The organism is Bifidobacterium sp. LH_743, from assembly GCF_056355775.1.
Genome location: NZ_JBKESZ010000008.1, coordinates 65,665 through 84,082, shown reverse-complemented (window position 1 = coordinate 84,082; position 18,418 = coordinate 65,665). Strand labels below are relative to the sequence as shown.

The 18,418-nt window shown below is 58.1% G+C and carries 14 protein-coding genes and 1 other RNA gene; 2 read left to right on the top strand and 13 right to left on the bottom strand.

Annotated features, from left to right (window positions below; translation table 11 throughout):
• Positions 1 to 51 precede the first annotated feature (51 nt).
• The 5 genes from AC1ATL_RS09020 to AC1ATL_RS09000 form a co-directional block, all read right to left on the bottom strand.
• Positions 52 to 1,245, bottom strand: a complete 1,194-nt coding sequence (locus AC1ATL_RS09020) for an ABC transporter substrate-binding protein (protein WP_476569966.1) — start codon at positions 1,243 to 1,245, stop codon at positions 52 to 54.
• A 171-nt stretch (positions 1,246 to 1,416) separates the two neighbouring features.
• Entirely contained in the window at positions 1,417 to 2,328 is a 912-nt protein-coding gene (locus AC1ATL_RS09015; RefSeq protein ID WP_476569965.1) for a carbohydrate ABC transporter permease, read from the bottom strand.
• Positions 2,321 to 3,253 carry a carbohydrate ABC transporter permease gene (locus AC1ATL_RS09010; RefSeq protein ID WP_476569964.1) on the bottom strand — a complete coding sequence of 311 codons (933 nt, stop codon included), beginning with the start codon at positions 3,251 to 3,253 and terminating at the stop codon, positions 2,321 to 2,323. Before AC1ATL_RS09010 ends, AC1ATL_RS09015 begins: the two co-directional genes overlap by 8 nt.
• 203 nt (positions 3,254 to 3,456) lie before the next feature.
• Complete coding sequence (locus AC1ATL_RS09005; protein WP_476569963.1) at positions 3,457 to 5,019, bottom strand: MFS transporter; 1,563 nt, start codon at positions 5,017 to 5,019, stop codon at positions 3,457 to 3,459.
• A gap of 37 nt (positions 5,020 to 5,056) precedes the next feature.
• Entirely contained in the window at positions 5,057 to 7,072 is a 2,016-nt protein-coding gene (locus tag AC1ATL_RS09000) for a glycosyl hydrolase 115 family protein (RefSeq protein WP_476569962.1), read from the bottom strand.
• 193 nt (positions 7,073 to 7,265) lie between these two features.
• On the opposite strand from AC1ATL_RS09000, the gene AC1ATL_RS08995 reads away from it, so the two are divergent.
• A complete protein-coding gene (locus tag AC1ATL_RS08995) occupies positions 7,266 to 9,551 on the top strand; it encodes an extracellular solute-binding protein (protein WP_476569961.1) in 2,286 nt (761 codons plus the stop codon).
• Positions 9,552 to 9,773: 222 nt separating this feature from the next.
• Here AC1ATL_RS08995 and secA read toward each other — a convergent pair whose 3' ends face one another.
• Positions 9,774 to 12,650, bottom strand: coding sequence for a preprotein translocase subunit SecA (secA, locus tag AC1ATL_RS08990; protein ID WP_476569960.1), 2,877 nt, complete (start codon positions 12,648 to 12,650; stop codon positions 9,774 to 9,776).
• Between the two features lie 216 nt (positions 12,651 to 12,866).
• The gene (hpf, locus tag AC1ATL_RS08985) at positions 12,867 to 13,532 is read right to left on the bottom strand and encodes a ribosome hibernation-promoting factor, HPF/YfiA family (protein ID WP_432624140.1); all 666 of its coding nucleotides are present in this window, start codon (positions 13,530 to 13,532) and stop codon (positions 12,867 to 12,869) included.
• 178 nt (positions 13,533 to 13,710) lie between these two features.
• On the opposite strand from hpf, the gene rnpB reads away from it, so the two are divergent.
• Positions 13,711 to 14,075: RNase P RNA component class A (gene rnpB / locus AC1ATL_RS08980), an RNA gene on the top strand.
• Positions 14,076 to 14,125: 50 nt separating this feature from the next.
• On the opposite strand, the gene AC1ATL_RS08975 is transcribed toward rnpB, so the two are convergent.
• The 6 genes from AC1ATL_RS08975 to pgsA all read right to left on the bottom strand — a co-directional run bounded on the left by AC1ATL_RS08975 (position 14,126) and on the right by pgsA (position 18,376).
• Positions 14,126 to 14,701: a regulatory protein RecX gene (locus AC1ATL_RS08975; RefSeq protein ID WP_476569991.1), complete on the bottom strand. Its 576-nt coding sequence runs from the start codon at positions 14,699 to 14,701 to the stop codon at positions 14,126 to 14,128.
• A gap of 126 nt (positions 14,702 to 14,827) precedes the next feature.
• Positions 14,828 to 15,994, bottom strand: coding sequence for a recombinase RecA (gene recA / locus AC1ATL_RS08970; protein WP_476569959.1), 1,167 nt, complete (start codon positions 15,992 to 15,994; stop codon positions 14,828 to 14,830).
• A gap of 257 nt (positions 15,995 to 16,251) precedes the next feature.
• Positions 16,252 to 16,485, bottom strand: coding sequence for a DUF3046 domain-containing protein (locus AC1ATL_RS08965; protein WP_432624138.1), 234 nt, complete (start codon positions 16,483 to 16,485; stop codon positions 16,252 to 16,254).
• A gap of 82 nt (positions 16,486 to 16,567) precedes the next feature.
• Positions 16,568 to 17,077, bottom strand: coding sequence for a helix-turn-helix domain-containing protein (locus AC1ATL_RS08960; RefSeq protein ID WP_432624137.1), 510 nt, complete (start codon positions 17,075 to 17,077; stop codon positions 16,568 to 16,570).
• 62 nt (positions 17,078 to 17,139) lie between these two features.
• Positions 17,140 to 17,706, bottom strand: coding sequence for a CinA family protein (locus AC1ATL_RS08955; RefSeq protein ID WP_476569958.1), 567 nt, complete (start codon positions 17,704 to 17,706; stop codon positions 17,140 to 17,142).
• A 4-nt stretch (positions 17,707 to 17,710) separates the two neighbouring features.
• Positions 17,711 to 18,376 (bottom strand): CDP-diacylglycerol--glycerol-3-phosphate 3-phosphatidyltransferase, encoded by a 666-nt coding sequence (gene pgsA / locus AC1ATL_RS08950; RefSeq protein ID WP_432624757.1) that lies wholly within the window; start codon positions 18,374 to 18,376, stop codon positions 17,711 to 17,713.
• Positions 18,377 to 18,418 lie beyond the last annotated feature (42 nt).

The following is an 18,418-nucleotide window of genomic DNA, read 5'->3' as shown; positions in this document are numbered from 1 at the left end:
AATACCCACGTTCTTAATAACAGCAATGGCCTCGCATCTGGTAGACATACATCAGCTATTGAAGTCGATGGACTCCTGAAGCTCGTTGATCATGGCCTTCGCCGCGGGAAGCGGCTTCTGCTTGCCGAACACGACGTCCTGCTGGTATCTCACGATTATCTTGTCCAAATCGGAAGCGCCATTGGGCGTGATGCCCGGAGCCTTGCCCAACGACGATTCGATCCGGTCCACAAAGTCCAGAGAAAGCTTGTCCATGCCGCTCGCACTAGAAGAGATGCTTTTGCGGATGCCGTTATTCGCCGGGATACCTCGTTCGGTGCCTAGGATTTTTCCAGCCTTCTCGTTGTTCAGCAGGTAGTCCACCAACATGGCCGCCTCGGCTGGATGCTGGGAACCGGAGGAGACACACCAGTACATACCTGGTTTTAGATAGCCCGTTTTGGCGCCTGGATTGACCTGTGGCATCGGCAACAGCGACATATTGGCAGTTCCGGCCGCCTGTGCGTATGGCACAATCTGCGGAGCTTGGGTGAGCATCAGCGCCTGCTGTCCCTTGCCGAATGCGCTATCGTTCAACGACGCGGTGACATTCTCACTCCAGGTTTCTTTGCTGATCTCGATGCCATTGGCAGCCCATTCGGAGGGCATCTGCAAGAATTGGGCCAATGTGTCCGGCTTAATCGCGACAGTATTGCCATTGAACAGCTTCTCGCCATGCTGCCGAGCCCACAACTGCAAAGCGTACCCGTTATTGGGAGCAATCGCACCGACTATTTTGCCGTCCGACTTGGCGGCCACCTGCTTGGCAAAGTCCTCAAACTCGTCCCATGTCCATGAATTGGCGTTTTCCGGCAGCTTCAGCCCCAAAGAGTCGAGCACATCGTTATTGACGATGACGCCATACTGCGCCGTGCTTAACGGCACTGCCACCTGCTTGCCATCCAACTTTCCCATATCAAGCAGACTGGAGTCGATCTGACTAAGGTCAAGATACTTCTTCGCCTTGTCGAGATCAAGCAAGGCGTTCATGCCACCATAGAAGGAAAGGTACAGCTCATCCATCTGCATGACATCAGGCGCGTTGCCGCCGGCAGATTGCACCGCGAGCTTGTCCCAATATCCCGTCCAATCGGAATATTCGGTCTGCACATGGATGTTGGGATGTTCCTTTTCGAACGCCTTGACCACCTGCTCGGTGGTCTTGACGCGACTGTCACCACCCCACCAGTTTAGACGGATAGTCACTTCGCCCTTCGATGGCACGACCGGAACATCGCTTGCGCCAACGGAAGTTCCGCACCCGGAAAGGACCAACATGGCAAGCGCCGCGCAGACTGCGGCAATCTTCTGCATACGCTTCATCTCACAACTCCCTGATATCCGTTGCCGATACCGCCGAATCACATTCGCTCCGCATCACTTGCCTCCCGTGGTTGCGATGCCCTGGACCAGGTACTTCTGTCCGAAAGTGAACACCAGGAACAGTGGAATCAGGCTGAGGACGCTCATGGCGAACATCGGCCCATAGCTCGATTGCGATTGGGAGTCGATGAACGTGCGCAATGCGATCGGAACCGTGTACATGTCCGGCTTGGTCAGATACAGCAGCTGGGAGAAGAAATCGTTCCATGTCCAGATGAACGTGAACACGGCGCAGGTGCCGACCGCAGGCTTCATCAACGGCAGTAGTACATTGAAGAAGATACGGAAGTGGCCGGCGCCATCAAGTTTCGCCGCCTCATCCAATTCACGCGGGATGCCACGCAGAAACTGGTAGAACAGGAATGTGAAGAAGCCGTCCGTGGCGAGGAATTTCGGCAGGATCAGCGGAACGAAAGTGTTCACCAGATGCAATGAGTTCCACATGATGTACTGCGGAATCACAATCACGTGGATTGGGATCATCAGCATCAGCAGCATGAACGCGAACAGCGGTCCGCGGAAGCGGAAATTCAAACGTGCGAAAGCGTAGGCGGCCATCGAGCAGGTCAGCGTATTGCCGATGATGGCGCATACCACGATGAACAACGAATTCAGCAGATACCGGCCGAACGGATAGCTCAATGCGTTCCAACCCGCGATGTAGTTCTCCCATACCGGCTTGGTGACCACAAGCCCCATGTCGGTGAAGATCTTATCCCCCGGCCGCAACGAGCTGGCGATCATCCATAACACCGGATACAGCATGAACACCGCCAAAGCAAGCACGAGCGCCTGCTTGATTACCGGGACGACCACACGTGCGACAGCACGCTTTCTATCGCCTTTTCTCTCGGCATCGCCACGCATTTCACGTTCCTCCATCTTCATGACAGTCGAATCAGTCATCGTAATGCACCCAGAACTTTGACAAAGCGAAATTGACGAGCGTCAACGCAGCCACTATCACGACGAGAATCCAGGCCAGCGCGGAAGCGTATCCCATTCGCAACGAACCGAATCCCTGCTGGTAGAGGTACAGCGTGTAGAACAACGTGGAGTCGGAGGGACCGCCTGTTCCTCCAGACACGACATATGCCTGAGTGAAAGTCTGGAAACTGTTGATCACGCTCATCACCAAGTTGAAGAACACGATTGGAGAGAGCATCGGCAACGTAATGGAACGGAACTGGCGCCATTCCGATGCCCCATCAACGCTGGCGGCCTCATACAACGAGCGCGGAATCTGGCGCAGTCCGGCGAGGAAGATCACCATCGGCGAACCGAACTGCCATACGTGAAGGGCGACCAGCGTCCAGTTCGCGGTATCCGGGTTGGCGATCCAGCTCATGGCCGTGTCGATGCCGAACAATCCCAGGAACCGATTGGACAGCCCATCGGAACCGAAGACCATCTTCCACAGCACCGCGATGGCGACCGAACCGCCGAGCATGGACGGCAGGTAGAAGGCGGAGCGGTAGAACGCCAAGCCCCGCATGCCGCGGTCGAGCACCACAGCCAGAGCCAATGCGGCAATCAGCTGCAGCGGCACCGAAACCACGACATACACCAGCGTGACCTTCAACGAGCTGATGAAACGTGGATCGGCGAGCATATGCCGGTAGTTCATTAATCCCACAAATTTTGCAGGTTTAATCATGTTGTATTTGGTGAATGAAATCGCCAGCGAATACAGCATTGGGATCAGCGACAGCACGATGGCGCCGACCAGCCATGGCGCGAGAAACACCATCGCCACTTTGGTGTCGGTGGGCTTGGCCTTCGGCTTGTGTCGATTTTTGGCCAGCGACTGCAGTTCGGAAATCGCACTCATTGTCTAATTTCCTTTCACGCGGTTCATATATTCCGTCCACATTGACTCATCCGTATGATTCCAAAATACGGTCATCCGCGCAACCTGACCATTTGTTGCCAAAAGTTGCACGACATGATGGAAGCGGGGACAAGGCCGTAGCCTTGTCCCCGCTTCCATCATTCAGCGTGGTATGAATGAATCAGAACCGGAACCGGAACAATTCACTCGGTGGTTTGCGGCCAGCACTTCTCGTACTTGATGCCGGTGAGTTCCTCAACGACCTTCTTGGTGTTCGGATCGACGTCTTTCTTCTTGCCACCGTTCTTGAGACGATCGATCTCCTTGAGCAGAATGCCGTCGGTGTTCTTGTCGAGCTTCATGGTAAGCGACACGATCCATGCCACGGCGAGACCGGCGATAATCCACCAAACCAGCACGGTGCCAATGGCGTTCACCGCCTGATCGGGCTGCGGCTTGCCTGCCTTGAACGCGTCCTCGACGAAACCGTTGGCACCGAGGAACCAGCCCCAAGCCATGGCAGACAGGCCTGCGGTGATCTTGCGCGCGAACTGCTGGAAACCGATGTACAGGCCGCCACGGTTCTCGCCGGCCATGATCGTATCGACGTCAGGAATGAACGGGAACACGTTCCACGGAATGAACCAAGTCATGGCACGGAAGATAAGCCACCAAATCATGACCACGTACAGGGCGATGTTCCACCACGTGGCTCCATTCTGGGAAGCGGTCTGCCACAGGCCCCACAGTCCGAGCAGGCCAAGAATCGCGCCGGCGAAGTTCAGCGAGAACATCTTGCGCGGTCCAAGCTTGGTGAACAGCCAGCCGAATACCGGCTTCAACGGTTCGCCGATCAGAGCCATGCCCAGCAGGGCGGAACCAAAGGCGACCGGCTTGTTGAGATTGTACAGCACGAAGAACAGCCACACCTGGCCGAAGATGTCCAGGAAGGACTGGCCGAGCAGGTAGATGATGATGTGCTTGCGGAAGGTCTTGTTGCGCAACGTGGAGAAATAGCCGACGAAGATATCGCCCACGCCCTTGAGCCACTTGCCGAAGTTGAACGGCTCCTTGTGCTGCGCGTTGATCGCTGCTTCATCAAAGCCGGCCTCCTCGGGGGTGAGCTCCCACGTGGACTTGTATGCTATGAACACGAACAGGGCGAACAGGCAGATGAAGAAGCCCATGGCGATCGTGTAGGAAGACGCTTTCTTGTCGCCCAGTGCCTGCAGGAAGGCGGCCATGCCCAGCGGAATCACGGCAGTGGCGATGCCGGAGAACAGCATACGGGTGGTCGACAGCATGGTGCGGCCGTTGAAGTCGGTGGTCATCTCATTAGGCAGCACGGAATACGGCGTCATAATGAGCTGGTTGGCAACGATCCACAGTGCGTACACCACGAAGTAGGCCCACACCGGCAGTCCCGGCACGAACATGAGAATCGTGACCAACAGCGTCGGCACGCCAAGCAGAATGAGGAAACGACGACGTCCGAACTTGCGTCCAACCTTCCATTTGTACAGATTGTCGGACAGTGTGCCGAACACCAATGCGGAGAATGCGGCAAGCATGGTGGCGATGCCGACGATGGAGCCGGCCTGCGCCACCTTCAATCCTGCGAACGTGGTCCAGAACAGTGTCAGATACGTGGCGATCTGACCGAAGCCACCACCATAGAAATCACCGAACGCGTAGCCGATCGCATTGATCAGCTTGATTTTGCGACCCTGCGACGGCTGTGTCTGGGTTGCCTGTTGCTGTGCCATGACAGCACTCCTTTCTTATTTCTTATCTTCCCTTAAATCAGTTCTGCCAAGCTTTTTTCATGGCTTCGAAGATCTCGCCATCCGTCTCATGGTTCTCCATGTTCATGATGACGAACAGGTCCTTCTCCCAAACCGGGTAGGTGAAGTCGCGCTTCCACTGGTAGTAATGCGGACCATCGCCCACGCAACGCAGATAGCCCATGAGCTGGGTCATGACCCAAGCGGACTGTTTGATGTCGGTAAGGCAATCGTTGCGCCAGAATCCAATCCACTTGCCATGCTCACGGGAGCGCATCGCCTGATCGCCTGCCGTGAATTCCTCGCGGGCGAGCCCAGCGTAGTAGAACGCATGGCGGTAATGCTTGCCATATGCGGAAAGCAGGGAATCACACACAAGCGAGGACGCCTTGACGCAGTGCTCGTAGATGCCGACCATCACGCCGATGGAATCGCGGATGAGCTCGGCCGCATCATGCTCGCCACGCAGCTCCGCGGCGATGGCCGCCAGCTCCACCTTGTCGGACAATGCCTCGTACCGTTCGACGGCCGGCTTGCACAATGCCTGGAAATGTTCGATCTGTTCCTTAAGGGTCTTGCCGTCGTGCATCCACTGGAGGTCCTCGGACGGAGCGTCCTTGTCGCGCAGGAACGCCGTGGTCAGCATGCGTGGCACATGGTTGAAGAACTGCTCGCCGGCATGATCGTCCCAATTCGGCCCGTATGGAACCGCGACCTTCCAGTAGTCCTCATACAGGTCGAACACGGCATCCGCATTGTCTTCGCCATAGTATTCGGCCAGATAATCCTTGGCGACCTTCTCGAAATCGATTTTGCCGTCGCGCCAAACGGAAGCCATCATGTTGAGCATGTAGACGTGGGGCTTGATGTTGGATGCGTTCATGATCCACACATCGCCGCCGCCGTTCTCGATGACTTTCTCCAGCTCGCCTGCGATGAGTCTCGGATCATTGCAGATCTCGGTGGTATGGTTCGCGGCCTGCAGGTCATAGAAGCTGGCATGGAAGTAGATGCCGTTCTTGCCGTCACCCTCGGGCATTGCGGGGATACGCGGATTCCAGTTCTCCTGGCGTCGGGAGACCATGCGGCCGAACCCGTTATCCGCCCAGACCTTGATGACATCCTTCGGATAGGTAAGCACACCCTTGCGGTACAGGTCCATCGCCTCGCCGTACAGGTAGATCACGCACGGGGAATCCGGATCGGCCTCCTGCACGAGATCGTACTGGCGTTGGATGATATCGGAAAGCAGCTTGCCACGGGCTTCGTCGGTGGCGTAGCGCGGATCGTAATTCCAGAACGGCTGGTCGCCTTGCCCGCGGAAACCCAGGGTCCACACAGTGCGGTATTTCTTACTGTCCTCGATGCCGGCTTTCCACAACGCCTCGAACTTGTCCTTCTGTTCCGGCCACTGCGGCTTCAGTCCCGGATAGGCGACCGCGAACATCTGCGCGCCCAGCGGGCAGGCATGATGCTGGTTGATATAGAAGCCCATGCGACGGGCGAGATCAAGATGCGGCTCGCCACGCTGGCCGGACCCCGGGATGACCAAGTTGCCGCCCAGACGATACACGGTCTCGAAGGCGAGACGCCAAGGCTTTTCCTTGTCATTGTCGACGTTCCAGTCCTCCAACAGCACTTCGTCGTTGATGAAGAAGCCCTTGTACCGCACTGCGGTGGGCTTGGACTTTGCGGTGAAGTCATCGGCCACCGCAATCTTCTCGACCGGCTCGAAACGCTGGTCGTTCCAGAACCAGAAGTCCTTGACCCCGAGCAGTTCGCGGCTGATGGCATACAGACCATAGATGAAGCCGAAGTCATCACCGGCATGCACTTCGATGTCGTTGCCGTTGACCTTGACCTCCCACGCCTCATCCTCGTGAGGTTCCTCAACGAGAACGATGCGGGCGCCCGGTTCGTCACCCGGCAATGTGGTCTTGGCGATGTCCCGTTCGACGTCTTCCACTGCGAAGCCTACCGCTTCGGAAACATGCGCTCCTGTAATTTCCGTATTCGATGTTATGGAAATCGTCATTGTTCCTCCATACGTTGTCTTTATCAGGATTCTTCATTGAACAGCGAGTCGATCCGCAGTCGATGATTCGTGGTTCCTGAATCAGCTTGACTTCAGTATCGTTCTCAACGCACATGGAGGGCGGAAAATTGCCAATAGTTGCCAGAACCTGCTATCGTAAGGCAACAGTTGGCAACAACCATATGGAGCAGTCATGATGACATCAGCAAGCGCATCGAGCACAAAGCCCGTCCAAGACAGGCAGGTGACCATCTACGACATCGCCAAAGAGGCAGGCGTAAGTCCTTCCACCGTGTCGCGCGCGCTGTCCAAGCCCGGACGGCTTTCCGCGAAAACTGAATTCAAAGTCCGCCAAGTGGCGGAAAGACTTGGATATCTGGCCACTGATCCCGCGACACGGCACCCGTCGTTGCAATCGACCAGCATGATCGGCGTGGTCGTCCCGGATTGCCGCAATCCTTTTTACGCAGACATCCTGCACTGCTTGAGAGACGCCTTGCGGCCCCACGGCTATGATCTACTGATGCTCGAATCATCCAGCGAATACGCCGCCAGCAAGCAGACCATCGCCAAACTCACACGATCGGTCGACGGCCTGGTCTTCATCTCCTCCACCATGAGCGAACCCGATCTCAAACGTGTGGTCATGGTCCGTCCCACAGTGATGATCAACCGGTCCATCACAGGCATCTCAAGCGTCACCAGCGATCCCCAAAATGCGATCGACGCGGCAGTGCGTCATCTGCATGAGACCGGACATCGTTCCATCACATATCTCGCGGGCAACGCGAACACATGGTCCAGCGAGACGAGACGCAGGATGATCCGGACCGCCGCATATCGATACGACCTATCCGTGCGAACGGTACGAGGATTCGACATCGCCCTGGATGGAGGAAAGCAGGCCTTCGCACAGTATCTCAAGCATCCCACGGATGCGGTGTTCGCATACAACGACCAGCTTGCCATTGGCTTCATTTCCGCGGCACGCCGTTCGGGAATGCGTATTCCGGATGATGTGTCGGTCATCGGCTTCGACAATATCGAGGAGGCGGCTGCGCAATCCGTTCCTTTGAGCACCGTCGATCAACACGCCCAGATCCTGGCCAAGCAGGCAGCCAGGATATTGCTTAACGAGATCGCCGCCGAAGCCCCGCATACGATGAACTTCACCGATTCGTCGGAATATGTCAAGCGGGAATCCGTGATATCGTCACGTCGCTCGACGATGCGGCTCGGACCGTATGTCAACCTCAAGGAACGGGATGACGACACGGTCACCCTGACCATGCTCTCCAGCCAATTCAACGAAACGATCCCCCGCATCGAAGCCTTTATGCGGACGCATCCGAACATCGCCATAGACCCCATAGAAGGCCATACCCAAGAACAGACCAATGCCCTGTACTGGGAACGTGTCACCAACAACAGATCAGTGCCCGACCTGTTCAATGTGGAACGGGACAAGCTCCCGCAATTCGCGGCGGCCGGCGTATTGCTCGACATCGGAGCCCCGAATGTGGAGGAGAAATGGAGCGGACTGTACACCGACGCCGTTTGGCGAGCGTCCCATTATGCCGGACACCTCTACGGTCTTCCGGGAGATTCCGGCCAAACCGTGATGTTCTATCGGAAGGACATCATCGACCGATACGGTCTGAAAGTGCCGACCACATGGGAGCAGTTCTATGAGGAAGGCATCAAACTCCATCAACGCAATCCGAACCGGTGGATGGGCATCATCGACACCACCGATGTGCAGCATTACCTGTCGTTCCTGCGCATGGCGCATGGCAAACCCTGGACCGTCACCGGCACCGACAGCATCTCCTTCCAGCTGACGGATCCCGTCATCCGGGAAACGGCACGATTCATCCAACGTTGCATCGATGATGGCGTGCTCAAAGCCGAACCGATTTGGGATGGACGATACGCGCTTCCCGAGGATGGCACGTTCGCGACATTCATATACGCGAACTGGTTCGGAAAGATCCTTGCATCATCATACCCGGCATCCGCCGGAAAATGGCGCGTCACGCTTCCGCCGAGCTTTGGAACGCCGGATGATGTCTGCACTGCGGAAATCGGCGGATCGGTGCTTACCATCAGCGCGCGGACCTCGAGAAAACGCCAGCGGGCGGCATTGCAGTTCGCGCACTGGTTCCAGACGAATCCCGAATCGGTGGACCTGCGTCCCCTCGGCGGTTTCTCCGCCACCCGATATTTCCAGAGCAATCCGAAGATCCTCTCCATCATCGATCCGTATTTCGATCAACGCATCTATGAGGTGTACGTCAAATCCGCGAATCTGCTGAACCGCGATTGGAACAATCTGCCGTTCGCGACGCGGCTCAATGCCGCCTACCATGACTCGCTGGTACCGTCCCTGGTACCTGGAGGCAACTCGTTGGACGTCATAGGCCAATGGGCCATCGAACTTCCCGAATATGCGGAATCGCAAGGATTCACCGTGGAATGATCCTCTGAAGCAACACAGTGCGGAATCGCAATTTGCACGGCTCCAAAAATTCACCGCGCATGTCTTGTATCAGATCACCAAGTGCACGAAGCCATTATTAGACCTAATTTCATTCCCAGATTGCAAGTATGCGCTGAGGGGCGGCATCCAATAACATATGGATGCCGCCCCTCAGCGCATACTTAGTTGGCTATCCGATGGCCAATCGGACTGCTGTCACTATCACTTCTCGTTCTGGCCGTGGCACATCTTGTACTTACGACCGGAACCGCACGGGCACTGGGCGTTCTTGCCGGTTCCCGGGAAGGTGCGGCCATCAGCCCACGGGGAGTGCAGCTCCTCGCTCTTCGGGCGCTTGTTGGCCGGAACCTTGCCTTCGGCGTGGCTGATCGGCTGCATGCCGACAATGCCCTTCTCGTTCTTCTGCTCGTCGGCCAGCTCATCGATGGTGGTCTTCTCGGCCTCATCATCGGTCTCTGGCTCGCTCGGAGCGGACTCTCCCGTGGCGGAGGCTTCGCCGTCCAGGCCCATCACGGCTTCGGCGGCGTTCACCGCCTCGTCCTCGTCGGATTCGGTGGATTCGTCCTCAGTCATGGCCACGCGGTCGATGTCCACGTGGAACAACAGCTGGATGGTCTCCTCCTTGATGGCTTCGATCATGGAGTTGTACATCTGGTAGCCTTCACGCTGGTATTCGACCAGCGGATCGCGCTGGCCCATGCCGCGCAGGCCGATGCCGTCCTTGAGGTAATCCATCTCGTACAGGTGCTCACGCCACTTGCGGTCGAGCACGGCGAGCACCACGCGACGTTCGAGCTGGCGCAGTCCCTCCGCACCGAGCTTGTCCTCGAATTCGGAGTACTGGTCCTTGGCGTCGGAGACGATGAGCTCCTTCAGCGCGTCCACTGCCTTGTCGCCCTTGAGCTTGGCGACGGCGTCCTTGGCGGCCTCCTGTTCCACGGCGATCGGGTACACGGAGGCGATGGCCTTGAACAGACCGTCCCAATCCCACTCGGCCGGCTTGTCGGAACCGTTTTTAGCGCCCTTGATGTAGCTCAACACGGTGTCGTCGATGAACCTGAGGATGTCCTCGTGGATGTCGGCACCCTTCAGCACGGACTGGCGTTCGGCGTAGATGACGGTACGCTGCTTGTTCATCACGTCGTCGTACTTCAGCACGTTCTTACGGATCTCGAAGTTGCGCGACTCAACGGCCTTCTGCGCGGTGCGCACGCCCTTGGAAACGCTCTTGGCCTCGATCGGCTCGCCTTCCGGCATGCCCTTGGCCATGACGCGTGCCACCAGCTGGGTGTTGAACAGACGCATCAGATCGTCTTCGAGGGACAGGTAGAAGCGGGATTCGCCTGGATCACCCTGACGGCCGGAACGGCCACGGAGCTGGTTGTCGATACGGCGGGATTCGTGGCGTTCGGTGCCGAGCACATACAGACCGCCGAGCTTGACGACCTCCTCATGCTCGTCCTTGACCTGCTCCTTGATCTCGGCCAAGGTTCCTGGCCAGCGCTTCTCGTACTCGTCCGGAGTGGCATCCGGGGAGTAGCCTTCGGACTTGAGCTTCGCATCGGCCAGGAACTCGACGTTGCCGCCGAGCATGATATCGGTACCACGACCGGCCATGTTGGTGGCGACGGTGACAGCGCCCTTGCGGCCGGCGACGGCCACGACCGCGGCTTCCTTGTCATGCTGCTTCGCGTTCAGCACCTGATGCGGAATCTTGGCCACATCAAGCAGGGTGGACACGACTTCGGAGGATTCCACGGACGCGGTGCCCAGAAGGACCGGCTGGCCCTTCTTGTGGCGCTTGGCCACGTCACGCACAATGGCGGCGAGCTTCTCCTTCTTGGTGCGGAAGATCAGATCGTCCTTGTCCTCGCGAATCATCGGCTTGTTGGTCGGGATGGGCAGCACGCCAAGTTTGTATGTGCCCATGAACTCGGCGGCCTCGGTCTCCGCCGTACCGGTCATGCCGGCCAGCTTGTCGTACATGCGGAAGTAGTTCTGCAGGGTGATGGTGGCGAAGGTCTGGTTTTCAGGCTTGACTTCCACGCCTTCCTTGGCTTCGATGGCCTGGTGCAGACCTTCGTTGTATCGGCGGCCCGGCAGGATACGGCCGGTATGCTCGTCGACGATGAGCACCTCGCCGCCGGTCACGACGTAATCACGGTCGCGCAGGAACAGTTCCTTGGCCTTGATGGCGTTGTTCAGGTAGCCGATCAGCGCGGTGTTGTTGGGCTCGTACAGGTTGTCGATGCCGAGGTAGTCCTCCACCTTGGTGATGCCCGGATCGAGAATGCCGACGACCTTCTTCTTCTCGTCGACCTCGTAGTCCTCGTCGCGGTTGAGCTTCAGGACCAGACGCGCGAACTGCCTGTACCAGCGGGTCACATCGCCCTCGGCTGGACCGGAGATGATCAACGGGGTACGTGCCTCGTCGATGAGAATGGAATCGACCTCATCGACGATGGCGTAATGGTGTCCGCGCTGCACAAGGTCGGACTTCTCCCACGCCATGTTGTCGCGCAGATAGTCGAAGCCGAACTCGTTGTTGGTGCCGTAGGTGATGTCCGCGTTGTACTGCTTGCGGCGCTCCGGCGGCTTCTGGTTGGTGATGATGCAGCCGGTGCTCATGCCGAGGAAACGGTAGACGCGTCCCATCAGCTCGGCCTGGTAGCTGGCCAGGTAATCGTTGACGGTGACGACGTGGACGCCCTTGCCTTCGAGCGCGTTCAGATATGCGGGCAGCGTGGCCACGAGGGTCTTGCCTTCACCGGTCTTCATTTCGGCGATGTTGCCCCAGTGCAGCGCGGCGCCGCCCATGAGCTGCACGTCGAAGTGGCGCAGGCCCAAAGTGCGCTTGGACGCCTCACGCACGGTGGCGAAGGCTTCCGGCATGAGCTTGTCGAGGGATTCGCCGTTTTCGATGCGCTGCTTGAACTTGGCGGTCTGGCCTTTGAGCTCCTCGTCATCGAGGGCCGCGATCTCATCCTCGAAGGCGTTGGTCGCCTTGGCCACGTTCTCGAGCTTCTTGATCTGTCGGCCTTCGCCCATGCGCAAGGCTTTGTCAACGATATCTACCACAATCACTCCCTTTGTGTATGGTGACTTTCCTCGATTGAGGATAGTCCCTTCCTCGCGATTCTCGAAAAATTCCGTCCATTTTACGTAAGTTTTTTGCGTGTCGCGCCATTCGAGCGAGCGTTCACATCTCTGTTCATCGCCGCACGCACATATGCGAGGAGGGCCCGCGCATATATTGCGCGGGCCCTCCTCGGGAATATTCAGATGCCTACAGGTTCACTTCTTCTTGGCCACGTTCTCCGGGGTGTCGATCTCGAAGACGCCATAGCTCCAGCCGTGACGACGGTAGACGACGGACGGGCGTCCGGTCTCCTTGTTCACGAACAGGAAGAAGTCGTGGCCGATCAGCTCCATCTCATACAGAGCCTCATCGATGGTCATCGGCTCGGCGATATGCAGCTTGCGACGGATGACGATCGGGGTGTCGCCGACCTGGACTTCGACGGACTCTCCGGGGCCAAGATCGGCGGAGACGGCATCGGCCGGGCTGTTGTTCGGCTCCTCCGGCTCCTTCTCCTCGACCACGGCAGGCTCGACCGGACCAAGATCGACCGGAACGGGATCGGTGTAGCCACGACGATGATCCTTGCGACGGTCGCGCGTGCGGCGCAGACGGAGGGTCAGCTTGTCAAGAGCCAGATCAAGGGCGCTGAACTCGTCGGCGCTGGACGCTTCGGCGCGCACCACGGTACGGCCTGCGATGACTGTGATTTCAACGCGCTTGGCGGTATCGGCCTGGCGCGGATTGCCCTCATGGGACAGCACGATCTGGGCACGCTGCGCATCCGGGGCGATAGCGGTCACACGATTCATCTTGCTTTCGACAACGTCACGGAACCTTTGCTTAATCTGCGTATGACGTCCGGTAACGACGATTTCCATGTGAACCTCCCTAGAGTCAAGCGGTTTCACCCGCTATATACGGACCAACCAGCTGCATCGCTGCTTGGTAGTCATCATTGTAGCCATAAGATCATCGATTTGAGGCATGACGCCCCGAGAAAAACAAAAGTTTTTTTACGCTTTGCTTTCGGCCATTCTCTTGCTATAGTTGTGCGTTTGAGACCTCTTGATGGCCGCGACCGGCTTTGCCGGTTGAGGAACTTCCGGGCTCCATAGAGCACGATGGCGGATAACGTCCGCCCAGGGTGACCTGAGAGATAGCGCAGCAGAGAATAGACCGCCTTACCGGTTTCGGCCGGTGGGTAAGGGTGAAACGGTGGTGTAAGAGACCACCGGGCCGCTGGTGACAGTGGGCCGCATGGCAAGCCTCATCGGGAGCAAGGCCAAGCAGAAGGCGTCCGAGGACTGCTCGTCCGAAGCCTTCGGGTAGGCTGCTAGAGCCTGACGGCAACGTCAGGTCGAGATGGATGGCCATCCGTGCCTTTGGCACGACAGAACCCGGGGTATAAGAGGTCTCATCCCCATTTTTCCCGCCGATTTACGGGACGGTTCTCCATGGTCGATTGCAGGCTTCAGTCGAACAATTCTTGCGCGATTTGCCGCAGAATGTCGGGATTGTGGCCTTTTCTTCCACCGGCGCTCCAGAAACGGCGTTTACGCACGTCGCGGTCCATTCCGATGGTTTTACGCGCGGTCCTACGTCCCAGTTCCCACGCGGCTTCGGAAAACACGCCTTCGGCCTCCGCCTCATCGCAGGCGCGCTGCGCGAGTCTGCGGTCAACGCCCTTGCGGACGAGTTCCATGACCGCTCCCCTCCGTCCCATGAGACGCGCCGCGCAGTAGCGCACAGCTGATTGCACATAGGCCTCATCATCAACCAGCTGCACCCGTTCCAACCGATCAATGACGTCATCGACCACCTCGACCGCGTATCCTTTGCCGACGAGTCTCTCGCGCAAAGCGCCGGAGGGGCGTGGCGCCGCGTCCAGCAATCGGAGCGCGGCCTCTCGGCACGAATCGAGATCATTGGCGTCCGGCATCGTCCTTTCTGAGGCATGATTCGCGACACGCCCAGCGTGTCGCGCGTGTCGCGACGTCTTCAGCGTGTTTGCGCTGCCAGCGAACTCGCCGGACCTTCCGAAATCCATCCGCCGCAATCGCGGCCGATCGGATGCGTTCTTCGCATCCGTGCCGAAAGGGACAGGGCCCCCAGCGTCGGCCGAAGCCGGCTGAAGGCCCTGTTCCTCAAGAAAACGTTCGGCGTCAATCATGCGTCACGCCTTGGCGTCCGTTTTGGATGTCTTGGCCGCAGGCTTGTCCGCGTCGGCTTTCTCCTTGCCGCCGGAAGTCGATTCCGCGCCGTCCTCCGCACCATCTTCCGCGAACTGGTCGGTAGGCTTGATCAGGCCGAACGCCGTTTTGACCTTGTTCTCGATCTCCTCCGTGAGCTCCGGATTGTCCTTGAGGAATTGACGCACGTTCTCACGTCCCTGTCCCAACTGATCGCCTTCATAGGTGAACCACGAGCCGGACTTCTTGACGACGTTGGCTTGCAAGGCCATATCGAGCACGGAACCCTCCTTGGAAATGCCCTCGCCATAAAGCACATCGAATTCAGCCGTCTTGAACGGCGGAGCCATCTTGTTCTTGACCACCTTGACCTTGGTGCGGTTGCCCACGGCCTCGTCACCGTTCTTGATGGTCTGGATACGGCGAATGTCCATGCGCACGGAAGCATAGAACTTCAGAGCCTTGCCACCGGTGGTGGTTTCCGGATTGCCGAAGAACACGCCGATCTTCTCACGAAGCTGGTTGATAAAGATGGCGGTAGTGCCGGCTTGTGCCAGCGCGCCGGTCATCTTGCGCAACGCCTGGCTCATCAGACGCGCCTGAAGACCTACGTGGCTGTCTCCCATTTCACCTTCGATTTCCGCCTTCGGCACCAAGGCCGCGACGGAATCGATGACAATCACATCCAGCGCGCCGGAGCGAATCAGCATGTCGGCGATCTCCAACGCCTGCTCGCCGTTATCAGGCTGGGAGACGATCAACGAATCGGTATCGACGCCCAATTTACGCGCATAGACAGGGTCAAGTGCGTGTTCAGCATCGATGAAGGCCGCGACGCCACCGGCTTTCTGCGCGTTCGCCACCACGTGCAATGCCAGCGTGGTCTTGCCGGAGGATTCCGGACCATAGATCTCCACGATTCGTCCTTTGGGCAGGCCGCCGATACCCAGCGCCATATCCAACGCCAAGGAGCCGGTCGGAATGACTTCGACGTCTTGCTCCGGCCGATCGCCCAATCGCATGGCGGACCCCTTGCCGAAGCTTTTCTCAACCTGCGCGAGCGCCGTGTCAAGCGCGGCCTGACGGCGCGGATCGATTCCGTTCGCGGACTTGTTCTGTGCGGCGTTCTTCGTCGCGCTCGTCTGTGCCATGGCTACTCCTTGTTGTTTTACCGAGACGAATGATGACCTCACCGTAAAGCCGTACCATCCATCCATGCAAATCCAAACGACCCTTGTGGTCGGAGAACATGCTTTTTGATGCGTCCCAAGCTCATTTATCCCGATTTTCCGCCATTTCGGAATTCCGGAAACAAGCCGTCGGCATCAATCCAATCCATATGTCCTGTGGATAACTATATCCCATCATACGAACATCTGTTCGAAACGGTGTTTCGCGATGAATGTGCTCAGCGGACCGGCATCGGAGGGGCGTTATGATCCTTGCCCCATCTTCTGGAATCAGGGATGTTCATCTGGTCGCACAGCACGTTCCACACCACACGGGGCTCCTCCCCCGCGTCAAGCGCCTCGATGGCCGTCATGCCCTCCAACCTGTCGAGCACCTGGTCGTGCGCGAGAGCACGCCCGTAGCTGCGCCCGAGCACTTCCTCAAGCAATTGCCAAAATTCACGTTCCTGCACGGATTCAAGTGTACTCAGCGAACGCAACCAAATGAAAACGCCCGGCAACCTAAGCTGCCAGGCGTTGACGATCCAATACGAATCAGGCCGCGACCGAATCGAGATAATCGGCGACCATACGCAGCATCTGAGCGGTGGAGACGCCGAGCGATTGGGCGATGGAGCTCAGAAGCTCGGAACTGGCCTCCTTCTGTCCACGCTCCACCTCAGACAGATATCCGAGGGACACTCCGGCCTTTTCGCTGACTTCGCGCAACGTCTTGCGGTCATGGGTGCGCAGGTCGCGCAACACGTGACCAATCGCCTCGCGCAGGGAAACCTCCTTGGGCTCTTCCACCGTTTCCGCGGACGGAGACGCGGCATACGCCCGAGCGTGATCGCCGTCCTCCTCCTGCCACATGCGGGTCAACGCGGCCTGACGCTCATCCTTGGCCCTTTTGGCGGCCCGGGCACGCAACACCTGCTGCTGGGCGAACATCACCGCGCGACGCTGGGCCGGAGTGAGCTCCCTGACACGGACATTACCGCTTTGCACCGCGGGGGCCATCGCCTTGAGTTCCATCTGTTCCTTGGTGAGTGTCATCGCGTCCATGCCGCCGGCCCCTTTCGCTTGCGTTGCGTATTTCCACTACGGTCAACACCCATGGTCGCCGATTATTCCTGTGAAAGTGCTGAAAGAATTCTCAGTTTTTCCAGAATGCATTGCATGACACCTCGACGGACAGCCTCACGCCCACCATTCAATCTCAGTTCGAAGGCGACCGTTCGTCGCGAATGAACGTCTCCGAAGCCAGACGGCAAGGAACAACCGATATACGCCAAGCCGGCCGGCTTGTCCCCGTCCGGTCCCGGTCCGGCCACACCAGTGGTGGACAGGCCGATGACGCAATCGCCATCCTCGTCCTGCTGGTAGAGACGCGCGGTGCCAGACGCCATCTGCCGCGCCACTTCGGGATGCACCGCACCCTCTCTATTCAATAGATCGCGATCGACGCCGAGAATCTTCGCCTTGGCACGAATGTCGTAGGTCACCGCCGAGCCGAGAAACACTTTCGAAGCACCGGGGATGCGCACGAAGGCGTCGGCCAGCAGTCCACCAGTGAGCGATTCAGCGGCGGCGATCTTGAAATGGTTGTTGTCACAATAGCGCAAAACGGCCGTGGCCAGCTCATCGCACTGCGATTGGCTGGCCACGGCCGTTGAGAATTCGGTTTCGTCCATCGGACTACTTTGCTTCCTTCGAGGTCTTCTTACGGCCGCCGAACGTGTTGATGAGATACTCTCCGCCCGAATACAGGCACAGAATCAGCGCAAGATAGATCAAGGCGTAGGTGATGGTGTAGTAGATGGTCATCCACAACGGGGTGGCGTTCATACCGTCGGCGAGGCTCCACATCGGCAGCATGAGCATGGCCAGGCCGACGCACTGGCAGAGCGTCTTGTATTTGCCAGCCTGGGACGCGGCGATGACCTTGCCGCCGGTGTCGATGACGAAGAAACGCATGACGGTGATGCCGATCTCACGGATGAGGAACAGCGCGGTCACGACCCAGCCGAGCACGACATTGCCGAACTCGTTGAAGATGGCGGCGACGATCAGAGTGCCGCAGGTGAGCAGCTTGTCCGCGATCGGATCCATAAGCTTGCCCAACTCGGTGACCTGGTTGTATTTGCGGGCCATCCAGCCGTCGAGCTTATCGGTGCACGCGGCGATGATGAAGATGACCGCCGCCCACCAGCGCATGGTCGTATTCTTCGTACCCCAGGCGCCGGCCATGACGTACAACGCGAGGAAGATGATGACGAGGATGATACGGGAGAAGGTCACGATGTTCGGCGGGGAATTCCACCCGTCAAGCAGGGACGGTTTGCGTTCTTCTTGCTTTTCCATACCGTTCACGTTACCCTGACACCGCTACTTGATGCAAAGCGC